14 protein-coding genes are annotated in these 17002 nt (G+C 60.9%); 1 reads left to right on the top strand and 13 read right to left on the bottom strand.

Going from position 1 to position 17002, the window contains the following annotated elements; all coding sequences use genetic code 11:
* Window positions 1–15: 15 nt before the first annotated feature.
* Genes surE through DOCECA_RS02255 form a run of 5 tightly spaced genes read right to left on the bottom strand, consistent with a single transcriptional unit; the run spans window position 16 to window position 4291 of the window.
* Window positions 16–765: a 5'/3'-nucleotidase SurE gene (gene surE / locus DOCECA_RS02275; RefSeq protein ID WP_420764256.1), complete on the bottom strand. Its 750-nt coding sequence runs from the start codon at window positions 763–765 to the stop codon at window positions 16–18.
* The gene (gene truD / locus DOCECA_RS02270; protein ID WP_434650105.1) at window positions 753–1811 is read right to left on the bottom strand and encodes a tRNA pseudouridine(13) synthase TruD; all 1059 of its coding nucleotides are present in this window, start codon (window positions 1809–1811) and stop codon (window positions 753–755) included. Before truD ends, surE begins: the two co-directional genes overlap by 13 nt.
* Window positions 1808–2281, bottom strand: coding sequence for a 2-C-methyl-D-erythritol 2,4-cyclodiphosphate synthase (ispF, locus tag DOCECA_RS02265; RefSeq protein WP_434609843.1), 474 nt, complete (start codon window positions 2279–2281; stop codon window positions 1808–1810). Before ispF ends, truD begins: the two co-directional genes overlap by 4 nt.
* A 43-nt stretch (window positions 2282–2324) precedes the next feature.
* Entirely contained in the window at window positions 2325–3170 is an 846-nt protein-coding gene (gene fghA / locus DOCECA_RS02260; RefSeq protein ID WP_434562551.1) for an S-formylglutathione hydrolase, read from the bottom strand.
* Between the two features lie 8 nt (window positions 3171–3178).
* On the bottom strand, window positions 3179–4291 hold the full coding sequence (locus tag DOCECA_RS02255) for an S-(hydroxymethyl)glutathione dehydrogenase/class III alcohol dehydrogenase (protein WP_445571399.1): 1113 nt from the start codon (window positions 4289–4291) through the stop codon (window positions 3179–3181).
* A gap of 107 nt (window positions 4292–4398) precedes the next feature.
* Here DOCECA_RS02255 and DOCECA_RS02250 point away from each other — a divergent pair, with 107 nt between their 5' ends.
* Window positions 4399–5295, top strand: a complete 897-nt coding sequence (locus tag DOCECA_RS02250; protein WP_420764251.1) for a LysR substrate-binding domain-containing protein — start codon at window positions 4399–4401, stop codon at window positions 5293–5295.
* 153 nt (window positions 5296–5448) lie between these two features.
* Here DOCECA_RS02250 and ispD read toward each other — a convergent pair whose 3' ends face one another.
* The 8 genes from ispD to dnaE form a co-directional block, all read right to left on the bottom strand.
* Entirely contained in the window at window positions 5449–6156 is a 708-nt protein-coding gene (gene ispD / locus DOCECA_RS02245) for a 2-C-methyl-D-erythritol 4-phosphate cytidylyltransferase (RefSeq protein WP_420764250.1), read from the bottom strand.
* Window positions 6153–6431, bottom strand: a complete 279-nt coding sequence (ftsB, locus tag DOCECA_RS02240) for a cell division protein FtsB (RefSeq protein ID WP_420764249.1) — start codon at window positions 6429–6431, stop codon at window positions 6153–6155. Before ftsB ends, ispD begins: the two co-directional genes overlap by 4 nt.
* A gap of 171 nt (window positions 6432–6602) precedes the next feature.
* Window positions 6603–7892 carry a phosphopyruvate hydratase gene (gene eno, locus DOCECA_RS02235; protein WP_258631378.1) on the bottom strand — a complete coding sequence of 430 codons (1290 nt, stop codon included), beginning with the start codon at window positions 7890–7892 and terminating at the stop codon, window positions 6603–6605.
* Window positions 7893–8046: 154 nt separating this feature from the next.
* Window positions 8047–8892: a 3-deoxy-8-phosphooctulonate synthase gene (kdsA, locus tag DOCECA_RS02230; protein ID WP_122565457.1), complete on the bottom strand. Its 846-nt coding sequence runs from the start codon at window positions 8890–8892 to the stop codon at window positions 8047–8049.
* A 4-nt stretch (window positions 8893–8896) separates the two neighbouring features.
* On the bottom strand, window positions 8897–10528 hold the full coding sequence (locus tag DOCECA_RS02225; protein WP_420764248.1) for a CTP synthase: 1632 nt from the start codon (window positions 10526–10528) through the stop codon (window positions 8897–8899).
* 298 nt (window positions 10529–10826) lie between these two features.
* Entirely contained in the window at window positions 10827–12128 is a 1302-nt protein-coding gene (gene tilS / locus DOCECA_RS02220; protein ID WP_445571398.1) for a tRNA lysidine(34) synthetase TilS, read from the bottom strand.
* A gap of 132 nt (window positions 12129–12260) precedes the next feature.
* Window positions 12261–13208, bottom strand: coding sequence for an acetyl-CoA carboxylase carboxyltransferase subunit alpha (locus tag DOCECA_RS02215; RefSeq protein ID WP_420764246.1), 948 nt, complete (start codon window positions 13206–13208; stop codon window positions 12261–12263).
* Between the two features lie 150 nt (window positions 13209–13358).
* The gene (dnaE, locus tag DOCECA_RS02210; RefSeq protein ID WP_445571397.1) at window positions 13359–16880 is read right to left on the bottom strand and encodes a DNA polymerase III subunit alpha; all 3522 of its coding nucleotides are present in this window, start codon (window positions 16878–16880) and stop codon (window positions 13359–13361) included.
* Window positions 16881–17002: the final 122 nt, after the last annotated feature.

Raw genomic sequence — 17002 nt, 5'->3', positions numbered from 1 at the left:
CTTGTTCACGTGACATCAGTGCAGCCCCTCCAGCCAGCCTTCGAGATGCCTGAAGGCATCGTTGAAGGTTCGATCCAGCTGCAACGGCGTGATCGAGACGTAGCCCTGCATGACCGCATGGAAGTCCGTGCCAGGCCCGCCATCTTCGGCGTCGCCGGCGGCCGCGATCCAGTAGCCGGCCTTGCCGCGCGGATCGACGACATGCATCGGTTTGGCCGCGCGGGCACGATGGCCCAGGCGAGTGAGCTGGATGCCACGGATATGGTCTAGCGGCAAATTCGGGATGTTCACGTTCAGCACCGTGCGCGGCGGCAGGTCCAGTTCGCCGTGGGCCTCCACCAGCTTGCGGGCGAAGTAGGCGGCGGTAGGCAAGTTGTCGACCTGCCGTGAAACAAACGAAAAGGCAAAAGAGGTGTGGTTCAGGAAACGACCTTCCAGGGCCGCGGCAACCGTACCCGAATACAGCACATCGTCCCCCAGGTTTGCCCCCAGGTTAATACCTGAGACCACCATGTCCGGCTCGCGCTCCAACAGGCCATTCAGGCCCAGGTGCACGCAATCGGTTGGCGTACCGTTGAGGCTGATGAAACCATTGTCCAGGTAGCAAGGATGCAACGGACGGTCGATCGTCAGCGAACTGCTGGCGCCGCTTTTGTCCTGGTCCGGGGCGATCACCACGCACTCGGCAAAATCCGCCAGCGCAGCATAAAGCGCGGCAAGACCGGGTGCTGTCACCCCGTCGTCGTTAGAAATCAGAATACGCATGGGTTGTCCGTCTGCCCTGCAGGCACCAGATCGACGAGTTCGCGCACCAAGACAGTGGCGAAACATCCGGCCGGCAGGACGAATTCCAATTGCAGAATGTCCAGCGAGGGATAATGCCACGACAGCCCGCCAATGGGCAGCCGCAGGATGCGACGTTCGTGACTCATCCCCGCGTTTATCAACCAGTCGCGCAGGTCCGCCTCGCTCTGGGCGACGGCCTGCTCTAATTCAAAGACCACGCCAGCGGCGGGTGAAGGGCCTTCGCCCCATTGGGGACCGGTCGGGTGCAGATCGAGAATCGCCAGGCGCGGATCGCTGCATTCAGCCTCCCCGGCCGGGAAAAAACTGCGGCTGTCGGTGAAAGCCAGCAGATCGCCCACCTGGGCGTGTTGCCAGGTACCGTCGGCCACTCTGGCCGCCAGCACTTTGTTGAAGAGAAAACTGCGGGCCGTCGACAGCAGGCGCGAACGCACGTTGCGCTGTTCCGGCAAGGCTTTGCGCGCCGCCCATGCACGAGCATCGACAACATTGCCACCTTCGTGGCCGAAGCGCTGGGCGCCGAAATAGTTAGGGATGCCCTGGCGAACAATTTGTTGCAGGCGTGCCTCGATCGCCGCTTTGTCGCCTGTGAACTGGGTCAGGCGCAAGGTAAAACCGTTGGCCGAGTGCGCACCGCGCTGCAGCTTGCGCCTGTGGCGGGCGGTCTTGAGGATTTTCAGGGTGTCATTTTCGGCCGCCGACAGGTCCGGGTCGGCCTTGCCTGGCAATTGCACGCTGAACCACTGACGAGTCAGTGCCTGGCGATCCTTGAGTCCGGCGTAGCTGACCGTGCGCAGCGGCACGCCGGCGGCCTTGGCGATACGCCGGGCAGCCTCCTCGGTGTTCAAACCGCGTTTTTCCACCCAGATCCACAAGTGCTCGCCATCGCCGGTCAACGGAATGTCGAGCACTTCATCGACCTGGAAATCCTCCGCCGTGGCTTTCAGTACCGCGCTGCCCAACGACTCGCCATAGGCCCGTGGCCCCAGTAGTTCAAGTTCGGTCATGAGCGCAACAACAAGGCAACGGAATGGACGGCTATGCCTTCTTCCCGACCGACGAAGCCCAGCTTCTCGGTGGTGGTGGCCTTCACGTTCACCTGGTCCAGGTCTACCTGGAGATCTTCGGCAATCCGCTGGCGCATCGCTTCGATGTGCGGCGCCATCTTTGGCGCCTGGGCAACGATGGTGTTGTCGACGTTGCCCACTTTCCAGCCCTTGGCATGGATCAAGGAAACCACGTGACGTAGCAGCACACGGCTGTCGGCGCCCTTGAATTGCGGGTCGGTGTCAGGGAAATGCTTGCCGATATCGCCCAGGGCGGCAGCGCCGAGCAAGGCATCGCTCAAGGCGTGCAGCAACACGTCACCATCAGAATGCGCAAGCAGCCCGAAGCCGTGTGCGATCCGCACGCCGCCCAGAGTAATGAAGTCGCCTTCAGCAAAACGGTGAACATCGTAGCCGTGGCCAATACGCATAAAAAAACGCCCCGATTTTTGTCAGGGCGTGATTCTACCCGCATTAGCCGTTCAGGGCGCGTGCATGATGTTGCAAGTGTTCATCGATGAAGCTGGCAATGAAGAAGTAGCTGTGGTCATAGCCGGGTTGCAGCCGCAGTTCCAACGGGTGATCGGCCGCCTTGGCCGCCTGTTGCAAGGCTTCGGGCTTGAGCTGGTTGGCGAGGAAATCATCGCGATCACCCTGGTCCACCAACAGCGGCAGCTTTTCTCCCGCTTCGGCGATCAACGCGCAGGCATCCCATTCGCGCCATTTCGAACGGTCTTCCCCAAGGTAGCGGGCGAACGCTTTCTGTCCCCACGGGCAATCCATCGGATTGTTGATCGGAGAAAAGGCCGACACCGAACGGTAACGCCCGGGGTTGCGCAAGGCGCAGACCAGCGCGCCATGACCGCCCATGGAATGACCGCTGATGCCACGCTTATCCGAAGCCGGGAAATGCGCTTCTACCAAAGCCGGCAATTCCTGCACGACATAGTCATGCATCCGATAGTGTCGCGCCCAAGGATCCTGCGTGGCGTTCAGATAGAACCCTGCCCCCAGGCCGAAGTCCCACGCACCGTCCGGATCACCGGGCACTTCGGCGCCACGGGGGCTGGTGTCCGGCGCGACGATGATCAAGCCCAACTCGGCGGCCATGCGCTGGGCACCGGCCTTTTGCATGAAATTTTCGTCCGTGCAGGTCAAACCGGACAACCAGTACAACACCGGCAACTTACCGCCCTGCTCCGCTTGCGGCGGCAGATACACGGCGAAGACCATGTCGCAACCCAGCACTTCGGAACGGTGCCGGTAACGCTTGTGCCAGCCGCCGAAGCTTTTCTGGCAGGAAATGTTTTCCAGGCTCATGACCGACCTCAGAAATGAATAACGGTACGGATGCTCTTGCCTTCATGCATCAAGTCGAATGCCTTGTTGATGTCCTCCAGGCCCATGGTGTGAGTGATGAAGGTATCCAGCGGGATCTCGCCCTTTTCAGCCATGTCCACGTAGCTCGGCAGTTCGCTGCGACCGCGCACGCCGCCAAACGCCGAACCGCGCCAGACGCGTCCGGTTACCAGTTGGAACGGACGGGTGGCGATCTCCTGGCCGGCCCCGGCCACGCCGATGATCACCGATTCGCCCCAACCTTTATGGCAGCATTCCAGGGCGGCACGCATCAACTGCACATTGCCGATGCACTCGAAGGAAAAGTCCACGCCGCCGTCTGTCATGTCGACAATGACTTCCTGGATCGGACGGTCGAAATCTTTCGGGTTGACGCAATCGGTGGCGCCCAGCTGCTTGGCGATTTCGAACTTGGCCGGATTGATGTCGATGGCGATGATGCGCGAGGCCTTGGCCTTCACGGCACCGATCACGGCCGAAAGCCCGATACCGCCCAGGCCGAAGATCGCCACGGTGTCACCCGGCTTGACCTTGGCGGTGTTCAACACGGCGCCGATGCCGGTGGTAACGCCGCAACCCAGCAGGCAGACCTTTTCCAGGGGAGCATCTTTCTGGATCTTCGCTACGGAGATTTCCGGCAGCACGGTGTATTCAGAGAACGTCGACGTACCCATGTAGTGGAAAATCGTCTCGCCCTTGTAGGAAAAGCGCGAAGTACCGTCCGGCATCAGGCCTTTGCCCTGGGTGGCGCGGATGGCCTGGCAGAGGTTGGTCTTGCCCGACTTACAGAATTTGCACTGGCCGCACTCCGGGGTGTACAGCGGGATCACATGGTCACCCACCGCCACCGATGTCACACCCTCGCCGATGGCTTCGACAATGGCGCCGCCTTCATGGCCAAGAATCGAGGGGAAGATTCCTTCCGGGTCAGCGCCGGACAGGGTGTAGGCATCGGTGTGACAAACGCCCGAAGCCACCACGCGCAACAGCACTTCGCCCACCTTGGGCATGGCCACGTCGACTTCAACGATTTCCAGGGGTTTCTTGGCCTCGAAGGCAACGGCAGCGCGTGACTTGATCATCCGGATACTCCAGCAAAATAAAACGAGACAGGGAGTGTAATCCTATGCCGGAAACTGAATAATCCAGCCGAAAGCAAAACATTATTGCCATATAGGGATAATCAGCCATGTCAGACAACCGCTGGGAAGGCATCGATGAGTTCGTGGCTGTGGCCGAATGCAGCCAGTTCACCGCCGCAGCCGAACGTCTCGGTGTGTCGTCTTCCCATATCAGTCGACAAATCGTACGGCTTGAGGAGCGCCTGCAGACACGCTTGCTTTATCGAAGTACCCGTCGGGTAACGCTGACCGAAGCCGGGCAGACCTTCTTGCAGCATTGCCAGCGCTTGCAGGATGGGCGCGAGGAAGCATTGCGGGCCGTCGGTGATCTTGCCAGCGAACCCAAGGGCATGCTGCGCCTGACCTGTGCCGTTGCCTACGGTGAACGGTTCATCGTGCCATTGGTGACGCGGTTCATGGGGATCTATCCACAGTTACGGGTGGACATCGAGCTGAGCAATCGCGCGCTGGACCTGGTGCATGAAGGCCTGGACCTGGCGATTCGCCTCGGCCGCTTGCAGGACTCACGGCTGGTAGCCACGCGCCTGGCACCGCGGCGGATGTACCTTTGCGCTTCGCCGTCCTACCTGGAACGTTATGGTCGGCCCCATAGCTTGTCGGAACTGAGCCGCCACAACTGCCTGATCGGCAGCTCCGACATCTGGCAACTGGAGCAGAACGGCCGGGAATTTTCCCAGCGGGTGCAGGGAAACTGGCGCTGCAACAGCGGGCAAGCGGTGCTGGACGCTGCGTTGCAAGGCGTGGGGTTGTGCCAGTTGCCGGATTATTACGTGCTGGAGCATCTGCACAGCGGTGCGTTGATTTCGTTGCTGGAAGCCCATCAGCCCCCAAACACGGCGGTGTGGGCGCTTTATCCGCAGCAGCGACATCTGTCGCCGAAGGTGCGCAAGTTGGTGGATTACTTGAAGGAAGGGTTGGCTGAGCGGCCGGAGTATCGGGGGTAACGCTGGTTTTATATTGCCTGATCGATTGCTATCGCGAGCAGGCTCGCTCCCACAGTGGATCTTCAGCAGATACAAACTTTGCGTACAGACAACATCCCTTGTGGGAGCGAGCCTGCTCGCGATGGCGATCCTGAAGACGCCTCCATTGCTCGCTTAACGCCGATTCGCCCACCGCTGGCGCAACCACTCAAGGTCTTCCGGCCGGGTGACCTTGATGTTATCCGCCCGCCCCTCAATCAGCCGAGGCGCTTGCCCCGCCCACTCCATGGCGGACGCTTCATCGGTTATCACGGCATCGGCCACCAGGCTGTCGGCCAGGGCCCGGTGCAAGGCGCCAAGACGGAACATCTGCGGTGTATAGGCTTGCCAGATCACGCTGCGATCGACGGTCTCCAACACACGGCCATGCTTGTCGGCGCGCTTGAGGGTGTCGCGAGCCGGGACGGCCAGCAGGCCACCGACCGGGTCGTTCGCCAGCTCATGGAGCAACGTATCCAGGTCGACCCGGGCAAGATTGGGACGCGCGGCGTCGTGAACCAGCACCCAATCGAAATCGTCGGCGCCCTGTTCGTGTAAGTGCAGCAATGCATTGAGGACCGAATCCGAACGCTGCTCGCCGCCGTCCACCCGCTGGATCCGGGGATCGCTGGCGCAGGCCAGGGTCGGCCAATAGGGATCGTCGTGAGCAATGCTGACCACCACGCCCTTGACGGTCGGGTGATCGAGGAAACAGCCGAGGCTGTGTTCAAGAATTGTGCGTGCGCCCAGTTGAAGGTATTGCTTGGGTCGGTCCGCGGCCATGCGAGCACCAACGCCCGCGGCAGGAATCACGGCCCAGAAGGCCGGTGGACGAATGCTCATTGGGCCAACTGGTAGAGGGTTTCGCCCTCCTTGACCATGCCCAATTCATGGCGAGCCCGCTCTTCGACGGTCTCCATGCCTTTCTTCAGTTCCATCACTTCGGCGTCCATCACCCGATTGCGCTCCAGCAATGCCTCGTTTTCGGCGTGCTGGTCGGCAATCTGCTGATTCAGCTCGGCCACTTGCGCCAGGCTGCCATTGCCCACCCACAGGCGGTACTGCAGGCCGGCCAGCAACAGGAGCAAGACGAGAAACAACCAATTGGGACTGCGCATCGAATATCAGGTATCCAGTGAAAAAAGACCGCCATGCCAAACTTTGAAGCGTCTGATAGCACGAAGCCTGGAAGATCCAGGCTTGTGCTTGATAAGGCATCAGATTAGAGGCAAAACCACCGCGTTGGTAATTGTTGCGACGCAATCCGCTGTCTTTTTACCATTTACCGCTTAACCGCGAAACTCGGCGCGACCGTTGTACTTGGCCTTGCCGTTCAACTGCTCTTCGATGCGCAGCAGTTGGTTGTACTTGGAAACGCGGTCAGAGCGGCACAGCGAACCGGTCTTGATCTGGCCCGCCGCGGTGCCCACGGCCAGGTCGGCAATGGTCGAGTCTTCGGTCTCACCGGAGCGGTGGGAGATCACGGCGGTGTAGCCGGCAGCCTTGGCCATCTGGATGGCTTCCAGGGTTTCGGTCAGGGTGCCGATCTGGTTGAACTTGATCAGGATAGAGTTGGCGATCTTCTTGTCGATGCCTTCTTTCAGGATCTTGGTGTTGGTCACGAACAGGTCGTCGCCCACCAGCTGGGTTTTCTCGCCGATCTTGTCGGTGAGGATTTTCCAGCCAGCCCAGTCGGACTCGTCCAGGCCGTCTTCGATGGAAATGATCGGATAGCGCTCGGTCAGGCCCTTGAGGTAGTCGGCGAACCCTTCGGCGGTGAATACCTGACCTTCGCCGGACAGGTTGTACTTGCCGTCTTCGAAGAACTCACTGGCCGCGCAGTCCAGGGCCAGGGTCACGTCGGTGCCCAGCTTGTAACCAGCGTTGGCCACGGCTTCGGAGATCACTTTCAGGGCGTCTTCGTTGGACGCCAGGTTCGGTGCGAAACCGCCTTCGTCACCCACGGCGGTGCTCAGGCCACGGGCCTTCAGCACAGCCTTGAGGTGATGGAAAATCTCGGTGCCCATGCGCAGGCCTTCGGAGAAGGACTTGGCGCCAACCGGCTGCACCATGAATTCCTGGATGTCGACGTTGTTATCGGCATGTTCGCCGCCGTTGATGATGTTCATCATTGGCACCGGCATCGAGTACACGCCTGGCGTACCGTTGAGGTTGGCAATGTGGGCGTACAAAGGCAGGTCCTGGTCCTGAGCGGCGGCTTTGGCGGCGGCCAGGGACACTGCGAGGATCGCGTTGGCGCCCAGAGTGGCTTTGTTTTCGGTGCCGTCGAGCTTGATCATGGCCTGGTCGAGGGCCTTCTGGTCGGCAGGGTCCTTGCCCAGCAACAGGTCGCGGATCGGACCGTTGATGTTGGCGACGGCTTTCAGCACGCCCTTGCCCAGGTAACGGCTCTTGTCGCCATCACGCAGCTCCAGCGCTTCGCGCGAGCCAGTGGAAGCACCGGACGGCGCGCAGGCGCTGCCGATGATGCCGTTGTCGAGAAGCACGTCCGCTTCGACAGTGGGGTTGCCACGGGAGTCGAGAACTTCACGACCTTTGATGTCGACGATTTTTGCCATTGTTGTAAACACTCCAAAGTTGACGAAAACGACGCAGCGAGAAGAAAACTTTTACGGTCGGCGGGTAAAGAGCAGCGGGCAGGCTCGCCGACGACAACGCCCGGCCCGCAGGCCAGAGCGTTGATCGAGCGGTACTTTACCGGAGAAAACCGCGTTACGCGGTTTCTATCGTCGGAAAACCCTTGACCAGCTCATCCAGCGACTTGAGCTGAGACAGGAAAGGTTCCAGCTTGTTCAAGCGCAAGGCACAAGGGCCGTCGCACTTGGCATTGTCGGGATCAGGGTGGGCTTCAAGGAACAGGCCAGCCAGAGACTGGCTCATGCCGGCCTTGGCCAGGTCGGTCACCTGGGCGCGACGACCGCCGGCGGAATCGGAGCGACCGCCGGGCATTTGCAGCGCGTGGGTCACGTCGAAGAACACCGGGTACTCGAACTGCTTCATGATGCCGAAGCCGAGCATGTCCACGACAAGGTTGTTGTAGCCGAAGCTCGAACCACGCTCGCAGAGGATCAATTGGTCATTCCCGGCCTCTTCGCATTTGCTCAGGATGTGTTTCATTTCCTGGGGCGCGAGAAACTGGGCTTTCTTGATATTGATCACCGCGCCGGTCTTGGCCATCGCGACCACCAGGTCGGTCTGGCGCGACAGAAAGGCCGGCAACTGGATGATGTCGCACACTTCGGCGACGACCGCGGCCTGGGCCGGCTCGTGGACGTCGGTGATGATCGGCACGCCGAACGCTTGCTTGATGTCCTGGAAGATCCGCATGCCTTCTTCCAGGCCCGGGCCACGGTAGGAGGTGACCGACGAACGGTTGGCCTTGTCGAAGCTGGCCTTGAAGACGTAAGGGATACCCAGCTTCTGGGTCACCTTCACGTATTCTTCGCAGACCTGCATCGCCATGTCGCGGCTTTCCAGCACGTTCATGCCACCAAACAGCACCATGGGCTTGTCGTTGGCAATCTCGATGTCGCCGACGCGGATGATCTTCTGGGCCATCGTCTTATGCCTTTTTCTGGTGTTGAGCCAAAGCGGCTTTCACGAAACCGCTGAACAGCGGGTGACCGTCGCGCGGTGTCGAAGTGAACTCCGGGTGGAACTGGCAGGCCACGAACCATGGATGGTCGGCAGCTTCGACCACTTCGACCAGCGCGCCGTCACCGGAACGACCGGAGATCTTCAGGCCGGCTTCGATCAGTTGAGGCAGCAGGTTGTTATTCACTTCGTAGCGGTGGCGATGGCGCTCGACAATGACATCCTTGGCGTAGCAGTCGTGCACCTTGGAGCCGGCTTCGAGCAGGCACTCCTGTGCGCCGAGGCGCATGGTGCCGCCCAGGTCGGAGCTTTCGGTACGCACTTCGACGGCACCGGTGGCGTCTTCCCACTCGGTGATCAGGCCCACGACCGGGTGGCCACTGGCACGATCGAATTCGGTGGAGTTGGCGTCTTTCCAGCCCATCACGTTACGGGCAAACTCGATGACCGCCACTTGCATCCCGAGGCAGATGCCCAGGTACGGCACCTTGTTTTCACGAGCGTATTGCACCGCGGTGATCTTGCCTTCCACGCCGCGCAGGCCAAAGCCGCCCGGCACGAGGATCGCATCGGCGCCTTCGAGCAGGCCGGTGCCCTGGTTCTCGATGTCTTCGGAGTCGATGTAGCGCAGGTTGACCTTGGTGCGGTTGCTGATGCCGGCATGACTCATCGCCTCGATCAGCGACTTGTAGGCGTCCAGCAGCTCCATGTACTTGCCGACCATGGCGATGGTGACTTCGTGTTCCGGGTTGAGCTTGGCATCGACCACGGCCTCCCACTCAGACAGGTCCGCGCTGGCGCATTGCAGGCCGAAGCGCTCGACGACGAAATCATCGAGGCCCTGGGAGTGCAGGATGCCCGGGATCTTGTAGATGGTGTCGGCGTCTTCCAGGCCGATGACCGCGCGTTCTTCCACGTTGGTGAACTGGGCGATCTTGCGACGCGAGGACATATCGATCGGGTGATCGGAGCGGCATACCAGCACGTCCGGCTGCAGGCCGATGGAACGCAGTTCCTTGACCGAGTGCTGGGTTGGCTTGGTCTTGGTTTCGCCGGCCGTGGCGATGTACGGCACCAGCGTCAGGTGCATCAGCATCGCGCGCTTGGCACCGATTTCGAAACGCAACTGGCGGATGGCTTCGAGGAACGGCTGGGACTCGATGTCGCCCACGGTACCGCCGATCTCTACCATCGCCACGTCCGCGTCGCCGGCGCCCTTGATGATGCGGCGCTTGATTTCGTCGGTGATGTGCGGGATGACCTGGATGGTCGCGCCCAGGTAGTCACCACGGCGTTCCTTGCGCAGCACGTGCTCGTAGACACGGCCGGTGGTGAAGTTGTTGTTCTGGGTCATGGTCGTGCGGATGAACCGCTCGTAGTGGCCCAGGTCCAGGTCGGTCTCGGCGCCGTCATGGGTAACGAACACTTCACCGTGCTGGAACGGGCTCATGGTGCCCGGGTCGACGTTGATGTACGGGTCCAGCTTGAGCATGGTGACCTTAAGTCCCCGCGCCTCCAGGATGGCCGCCAATGAAGCCGAGGCAATGCCTTTCCCCAATGAAGAAACAACACCGCCCGTGACGAATATGTAGCGCGTCATGAAAAACCCTAGAAGTCTGCGTTAAAGCGGTCCGAGCCGCCGGGGAAAGCGAAGGAAGGCCGAAGCCCCCGATCACCTGCATTAATCACAGTGCACCTTTCAAAAAAACCGCCGCGTCGGGACAGACCGGAGGTGAAATCACCGGTACGTTGCTCGCTACACATTTTTTGGAATCGCCCAGCAAAGACTGCTTGGTAATCGGCAACTCCTGCAATTCAGGCGAATCCACAGAAGTTGTATCAAGAAGGGAGCGTAGTCTACCGGAAAGCCCCTTTCAGCTCAAACCCAGATCTTCCTTTCATGGCTGCCAAATGAGTTGCCAACGGTCACTGGCGTCCCGATCGAACCCCTTCAGATTGGCCAACCCCAGCAATTGCTCGCCCCGGTACAGGAGCGGCAAACGGCCACGGACGAACGCCGGCACGCTGTTTTCGTTGAGCAAACGCTTGAGGTCCCGGTGTCCACGACCCGGCAATTCCATGACTTCGCCGCCCCGGCGATAGCGAACGCAAAGCGGTCCCGGGGGGGCTTCGCCGCGCAAGCTCACCCGGCCATTGCCCGGCAAGGCCAAAGGCTGATCCACGCAAGGCCATTCAACGGGGCCTGAGACTGGCTGCAGCCAGTGGTCGGATAACCACCAGATGCGTCCGCCGGTCCGGTGTATTTCCCCATCGGCCAGTCGCCAGACAGGATGGCCATCGTCCCTGGCATCACGCAACGAGTCCCAGCCAACCCAATGGTCACTGTCGGGAAGCCGCGTGACGGGCGCCAGCCAATGACTCAACGCATTGCGTTGCCGGGCGGGGGACAGGGCCCGAAAAGATGTCATTTCAAGGGACCGCAGCCCGAGCCAATCGAAGGCATTCGGCGTGAGGGCGCACGCCAGGTCGATCTGCGCCAGCTCGTCCAGCAAGCCTTGCGCCTCGCTCAGGTGCGCGGCGCTGCGGGCCAGGGTCAGCGACGCCTGGGGCCACTGCTCGGCCAAGACTGGAAAGACCCGCTGCCGCAGGAAATTGCGGGCGTAACGATGATCGTCATTGGAGGGATCTTCAACCCAGCTCAAGCCATGCCGGCTGGCATAGGCCTCCAGTTCCGCCCGGGAGACATCGAGCAATGGCCGCAGCAAATGCCCCTGCCCCAAGGGCCGCTGCTTCGGCATCGCCGACAAGCCTCGCGCCCCGGCCCCGCGCAGCAAACGAAACAACAGGGTTTCGGCCTGGTCGTCCCGGTGTTGCGCCGTGAGCAGCACTTCGTTGTTCTGCGTCGCCGCGATGAAAGCCGTGTAACGCGCATCCCGGGCAGCGCGCTCGACACTGGCGCCGGGCCGGACCTCAACGCTGATCACTTGCAGCGGTACCCCAAGGGTCTCGCAGACCCGGCGACAATGTTCCGGCCACGCCTCGGCGACGGCCTGGAGGCCATGGTGGACATGGATGGCGCCGAGGGGCGGCAGGACCTGGCTTTTTGCCAGGGAAACGAGCAGGTGCAGCAGGACGGTGGAGTCGAGGCCACCGGAGAAGGCGATGCGCCAGGTGGACGCGTTGCGCCAGTCAGATAACTGAGCGAGAAGCCGGTTGGGCAGATCCGTGTTTGAGTTCATAGGAGTCAGCCTAGGGCATAAACAACTGTGGGAGCGAGCCTGCTTGCGATGGCGGTGTCTCAGTCAACTCAGGAGTTGAATGTTAAATCGCTATCGCGAGCAGGCTCGCTCCCACAAGGTATTGCAATCAGATCAGAGACCGTAGCTCATCAAGCGCTCATAGCGACGGGCCAGCAGCGCGTCGTTGTCAAAGGTTTTGAGCATCGACAACTGCGAGCTCAGTTCAGCGCGAATCAGCGCCGCTGCTGCGGCCGGATCGCGATGGGCGCCGCCCACTGGCTCGTTGATCACTTTATCAACGATGCCCAGGCCCTTGAGGCGCTCGGCGGTGATGCCCATGGCTTCGGCGGCATCCGGTGCCTTCTCGGCGGTTTTCCAGAGGATCGAAGCGCAACCTTCCGGCGAAATCACCGCGTAGGTGGAATATTGCAGCATGTTCAATTGGTCGCAGACACCGATGGCCAACGCACCGCCAGAACCGCCTTCGCCGATCACGGTGGCGATGATCGGGGTCTTCAGGCGCGCCATCACGCGCAGGTTCCAGGCGATTGCTTCGCTCTGGTTGCGCTCCTCAGCGTCGATGCCCGGATAGGCGCCCGGGGTGTCGATGAAGGTCAGGATCGGCATCTTGAAGCGCTCGGCCATTTCCATCAGGCGGCAAGCCTTGCGGTAGCCTTCCGGACGCGGCATGCCGAAGTTGCGACGCACCTTCTCGCGCACTTCGCGGCCCTTCTGGTGACCGATTACCATCACTGGCTGGTCGTCCAGGCGGGCGACACCACCGACAATCGCGGCGTCGTCGGAGAAATGACGGTCGCCGTGAAGCTCATCGAACTCGGTGAAGATGTGTTCAATGTAGTCCAGGGTGTAGGGACGACGCGGATGACGCGCCAGACGCGCGATCTGCCAGCTGGTCAGCTTGCCGAAGATGTCTTCGGTCAGCGTGCGGCTCTTGTCCTGCAGCCGAGAGATTTCATCGCCGATATTCAGCGAATTGTCGTTACCGACCAAGCGCAACTCTTCGATCTTGGCTTGCAGGTCGGCGATCGGCTGTTCGAAATCTAGAAAATTCGGGTTCATAGGCGTCCGTCTTGGGTCGACGTCCAAGAGAGCTTGGGCCGGCCGGTTGTCTATTCGCGCCCTACCTTAAGGGAGAGGCGCGTTCAGGTCGAGATTAAAAATTCGAGTCGAGGTCAGGGGCGCTCCGGGTGCGGGAGTGGCCCCTGGCCGTCAACGGTATTGGAGGAAGACGTTGTCTTTGCCGAACTGGTCACGCAAGGCTTGAATCAACGCATCCGCCGGGTCGATCCGCCACCCCTCGCCAAACTGCAGCACGGCCTTGGCGTCGGGGCGCACGTACTCCATGGTAATCGGGCAAGCACCGCGATGACGCTTGAACAATTCACCCAACCAGCGTAGCTGATCGCCCTTCAGATCCTGGGTCTGCAACTTCAGGCGCAGGCTCTCGGCCAGGTTGGTGCGGGCATCCTCCATGCTCATTACGCGTTTGACCCGCAACCGCAGGCCGCCGGAAAAGTCATCATTGCTGACCTCCCCTTCCACCACGACCATCGCATCCGTCTGCAGCAACGACTGCGCCGAATGGAACGCGTCGGCAAACAATGACGCTTCGATACGCCCAGAGCGGTCGTCGAGGGTGATGAAGCCCATCTTGTCGCCCTTTTTGTTTTTCATTACCCGCAGGGCGATGATCATGCCGGCGACCGTTTGCGTGTCGCGTGCCGGCTTCAGGTCGATGATGCGCTGACGGGCGAAGCGGCGGATCTCGCCTTCGTATTCATCGATCGGGTGACCGGTGAGGTACAGACCCAAGGTGTCTTTCTCGCCCTTGAGGCGCTCCTTGAGGGTCAGCTCCTTGGCCTTGCGATGATTGGCATACACATCGGCGTCTTCCTCGACGAACAACCCGCCAAACAGGTCGGCGTGGCCGCTGTCGTGGGTGCGGGCCGTCTGTTCGGCGGCCTTGATCGCTTCTTCCATCGCCGCCAGCAACACCGCGCGGTTGCGGTCGATGTTGGCCTGGTAGGCCTTGGGCTCGTCATGGAAGTACGGGCCCAAACGGTCCAGGGCGCCACTGCGGATCAGCCCGTCGAGGGTACGCTTGTTGATACGTTTGAGGTCGACCCGGGCGCAGAAATCGAACAGGTCCTTGAAGGGCCCGTCCTGGCGCGCTTCGGTGATCGCCTCCACCGGGCCTTCGCCCACGCCCTTGATCGCGCCGAGGCCGTAGATGATGCGGCCTTCGTCGTTCACCGTGAACTTGAACTCCGAAGCGTTCACGTCCGGCGCGTCGAGGCGCAGCTTCATGGTCCGCACTTCTTCGATCAAGGTCACGACCTTGTCGGTGTTGTGCATATCCGCCGAGAGCACCGCCGCCATGAACGGCGCCGGGTAGTGTGCTTTCAACCATGCCGTCTGGTACGACACCAGGCCATAGGCGGCGGAGTGGGATTTGTTGAAGCCATAGCCGGCGAATTTTTCCACCAGGTCGAAGATGTTGCCCGCCAGGTCCGCATCGATGCCGTTGTTTGCACAACCTTCGATGAAACCGCCGCGTTGTTTGGCCATCTCCTCGGGCTTTTTCTTACCCATCGCTCGACGCAGCATATCCGCGCCGCCGAGGGTGTAGCCGGCCATCACCTGGGCAATCTGCATCACCTGTTCCTGATACAGGATGATGCCGTAGGTCGGTGCCAGTACTGGCTTGAGGCCCTCGTACTGGTAGTCGGGGTGCGGATAGGCCAGCTCGGCGCGCCCGTGCTTACGGTTGATGAAGTCGTCCACCATGCCCGATTGCAGCGGGCCCGGACGGAACAGGGCCACCAGTGCGATCAAGTCTTCCAGGCAGTCGGGCTTGAGTTTCTTGATCAGCTCCTTCATGCCTCGGGATTCAAGCTGGAACACCGCCGTGGTTTCAGCTTTCTGCAACAGGCTGTAGGTCGGCTTGTCGTCAAGCGGAATGAAGGCAATGTCCAGCGGCTCTTCGCCGACCTTGGCCCGGTCGCGGTTGATGGTCTTGAGCGCCCAGTCGATGATGGTCAGGGTCCGCAGGCCAAGGAAGTCGAACTTCACCAGGCCCGCCGCCTCGACGTCGTCCTTGTCGAACTGGGTGACCAGGCCGTCGCCCTCTTCATCGCAATAGATCGGCGAGAAGTCGGTCAGCTTGGTCGGCGCGATCACCACGCCACCGGCGTGCTTGCCGACGTTACGCACCACGCCTTCGAGCTTGCGGGCCATCTCCCAGATTTCCGCGGCCTCTTCGTCGACCTTGATGAAATCCCGCAGGATTTCTTCCTGCTCGTAGGCTTTTTCCAGGGTCATGCCGACTTCGAAGGGGATCATCTTTGACAGGCGATCCGCCAGGCCATAGGACTTGCCCTGCACCCGCGCCACGTCGCGCACCACAGCCTTGGCGGCCATGGAACCGAAAGTGATGATCTGGCTCACCGCGTTGCGGCCGTATTTTTCGGCCACGTAGTCGATCACCCGGTCGCGACCATCCATGCAGAAGTCGACGTCGAAATCGGGCATGGAAACCCGTTCCGGGTTGAGGAAACGTTCGAACAGCAGGTCATATTCCAGCGGGTCGAGGTCGGTGATCTTCTGCACGTAGGCCACCAGCGACCCGGCGCCCGACCCCCGGCCAGGGCCTACCGGCACGCCGTTGCTCTTGGCCCACTGGATGAAGTCCATCACAATCAGGAAGTAACCGGGGAACCCCATCTGGATGATGATATCCAGTTCGAAATTCAACCGATCGACATAGACCTGGCGCTTGGCTTCGTAATCTTCGGTGGTGTCCTTGGGCAACAGGACGCTCAGCCGTTCTTCGAGGCCGTCGAACGAGACCTTGCGGAAATATTCATCGATGGTCATGCCATCGGGAATCGGGAAGTTGGGCAAAAAGTGCTTGCCCAGCTTCACTTCGATGTTGCAGCGCTTGGCAATCTCGACGGTGTTTTCCAGCGCCTCGGGCAGGTCGCTGAACAACTCTGCCATTTCCTCGGCGCTCTTGAGGTACTGCTGGTCGCTGTAGTTTTTCGGCCGACGCGGGTCGTCGAGGGCGCGGCCCTCGCCGATGCAGACGCGGGTCTCGTGGGCCTCGAAATCTTCTTGCTTGATAAACCGCACGTCGTTGGTCGCCACCAGCGGCGCACCGAGCTTGTCGGCCAGGGCCACGGCGGCGTGCAGGTGCTCTTCGTCATTGGGACGGCTGGTGCGCTGCACCTCGATGTAGAAGCGATCCGGGAACACCTCCATCCAGTCGCGAGCGAGCTGCTCGGCTTCTTCGGTATTGCCGCTGAGCAGGGCCAGGCCGATCTCGCCCTCCTTGGCCGCCGACAACATGATCAACCCTTCGCTGGCCTCGGCCACCCATTCGCGCTCGATGATGATCGAGCCGTTGCGCTGGCCGTCGATAAAGCCGCGGGAAATCAGCTCGGTGAGGTTGCGGTAGCCCACGGCATTCATCACCAGCAGGCTGATACGGCTCAGCGGCGCATCCGGGTCCTTGCTCGCCAGCCACAGGTCGGCGCCGCAGATCGGCTTGATCCCGGCGCCCATGGCGTTCTTGTAGAACTTGACCAGCGAGCACATGTTGTTCTGGTCGGTAACCGCCACGGCAGGCATGTTCATGCCCACCAGGGTCTTGACCAGGGGCTTGATCCGCACCAGACCGTCGACCAGGGAATATTCAGTGTGCAGGCGTAGATGAACGAATGAAGCCGGCATAGTGATCCTGCGTTAAGTCATGAAAACAACAAGGCCCGGATTGTACCGGGCCTTGGGTAAAACATCAGCCATGTGTATCCCGTCAGGCAAATGCGCACACTACTTTTGTGGCGAGGGGATTT

It is taken from the genome of Pseudomonas sp. E102, assembly GCF_052660185.1.
Note: the sequence above shows the minus strand (reverse complement) of the source record. Positions and strands in the feature narration are given on the sequence as shown.

Bases quoted from the DNA above. Each gene is read 5' to 3' on its own strand.
- kdsA (WP_122565457.1), bottom strand. From the start codon at position 8,892: ATGGCCCAGAAGATCATCCGCGTCGGCGACATCGAGATTGCCAACGAC.
- DOCECA_RS02225 (WP_420764248.1), bottom strand. From the start codon at position 10,528: ATGACGCGCTACATATTCGTCACGGGCGGTGTTGTTTCTTCATTGGGG.
- ispF (WP_434609843.1), bottom strand. From the start codon at position 2,281: ATGCGTATTGGCCACGGCTACGATGTTCACCGTTTTGCTGAAGGCGAC.
- fghA (WP_434562551.1), bottom strand. From the start codon at position 3,170: ATGAGCCTGGAAAACATTTCCTGCCAGAAAAGCTTCGGCGGCTGGCAC.
- DOCECA_RS02215 (WP_420764246.1), bottom strand. From the start codon at position 13,208: ATGAACCCGAATTTTCTAGATTTCGAACAGCCGATCGCCGACCTGCAA.
- surE (WP_420764256.1), bottom strand. From the start codon at position 765: ATGCGTATTCTGATTTCTAACGACGACGGGGTGACAGCACCCGGTCTT.
- tilS (WP_445571398.1), bottom strand. From the start codon at position 12,128: ATGAACTCAAACACGGATCTGCCCAACCGGCTTCTCGCTCAGTTATCT.
- ispD (WP_420764250.1), bottom strand. From the start codon at position 6,156: ATGAGCATTCGTCCACCGGCCTTCTGGGCCGTGATTCCTGCCGCGGGC.
- truD (WP_434650105.1), bottom strand. From the start codon at position 1,811: ATGACCGAACTTGAACTACTGGGGCCACGGGCCTATGGCGAGTCGTTG.
- ftsB (WP_420764249.1), bottom strand. From the start codon at position 6,431: ATGCGCAGTCCCAATTGGTTGTTTCTCGTCTTGCTCCTGTTGCTGGCC.
- eno (WP_258631378.1), bottom strand. From the start codon at position 7,892: ATGGCAAAAATCGTCGACATCAAAGGTCGTGAAGTTCTCGACTCCCGT.
- dnaE (WP_445571397.1), bottom strand. From the start codon at position 16,880: ATGCCGGCTTCATTCGTTCATCTACGCCTGCACACTGAATATTCCCTG.
- DOCECA_RS02255 (WP_445571399.1), bottom strand. From the start codon at position 4,291: ATGATCAAGTCACGCGCTGCCGTTGCCTTCGAGGCCAAGAAACCCCTG.
- DOCECA_RS02250 (WP_420764251.1), top strand. From the start codon at position 4,399: ATGTCAGACAACCGCTGGGAAGGCATCGATGAGTTCGTGGCTGTGGCC.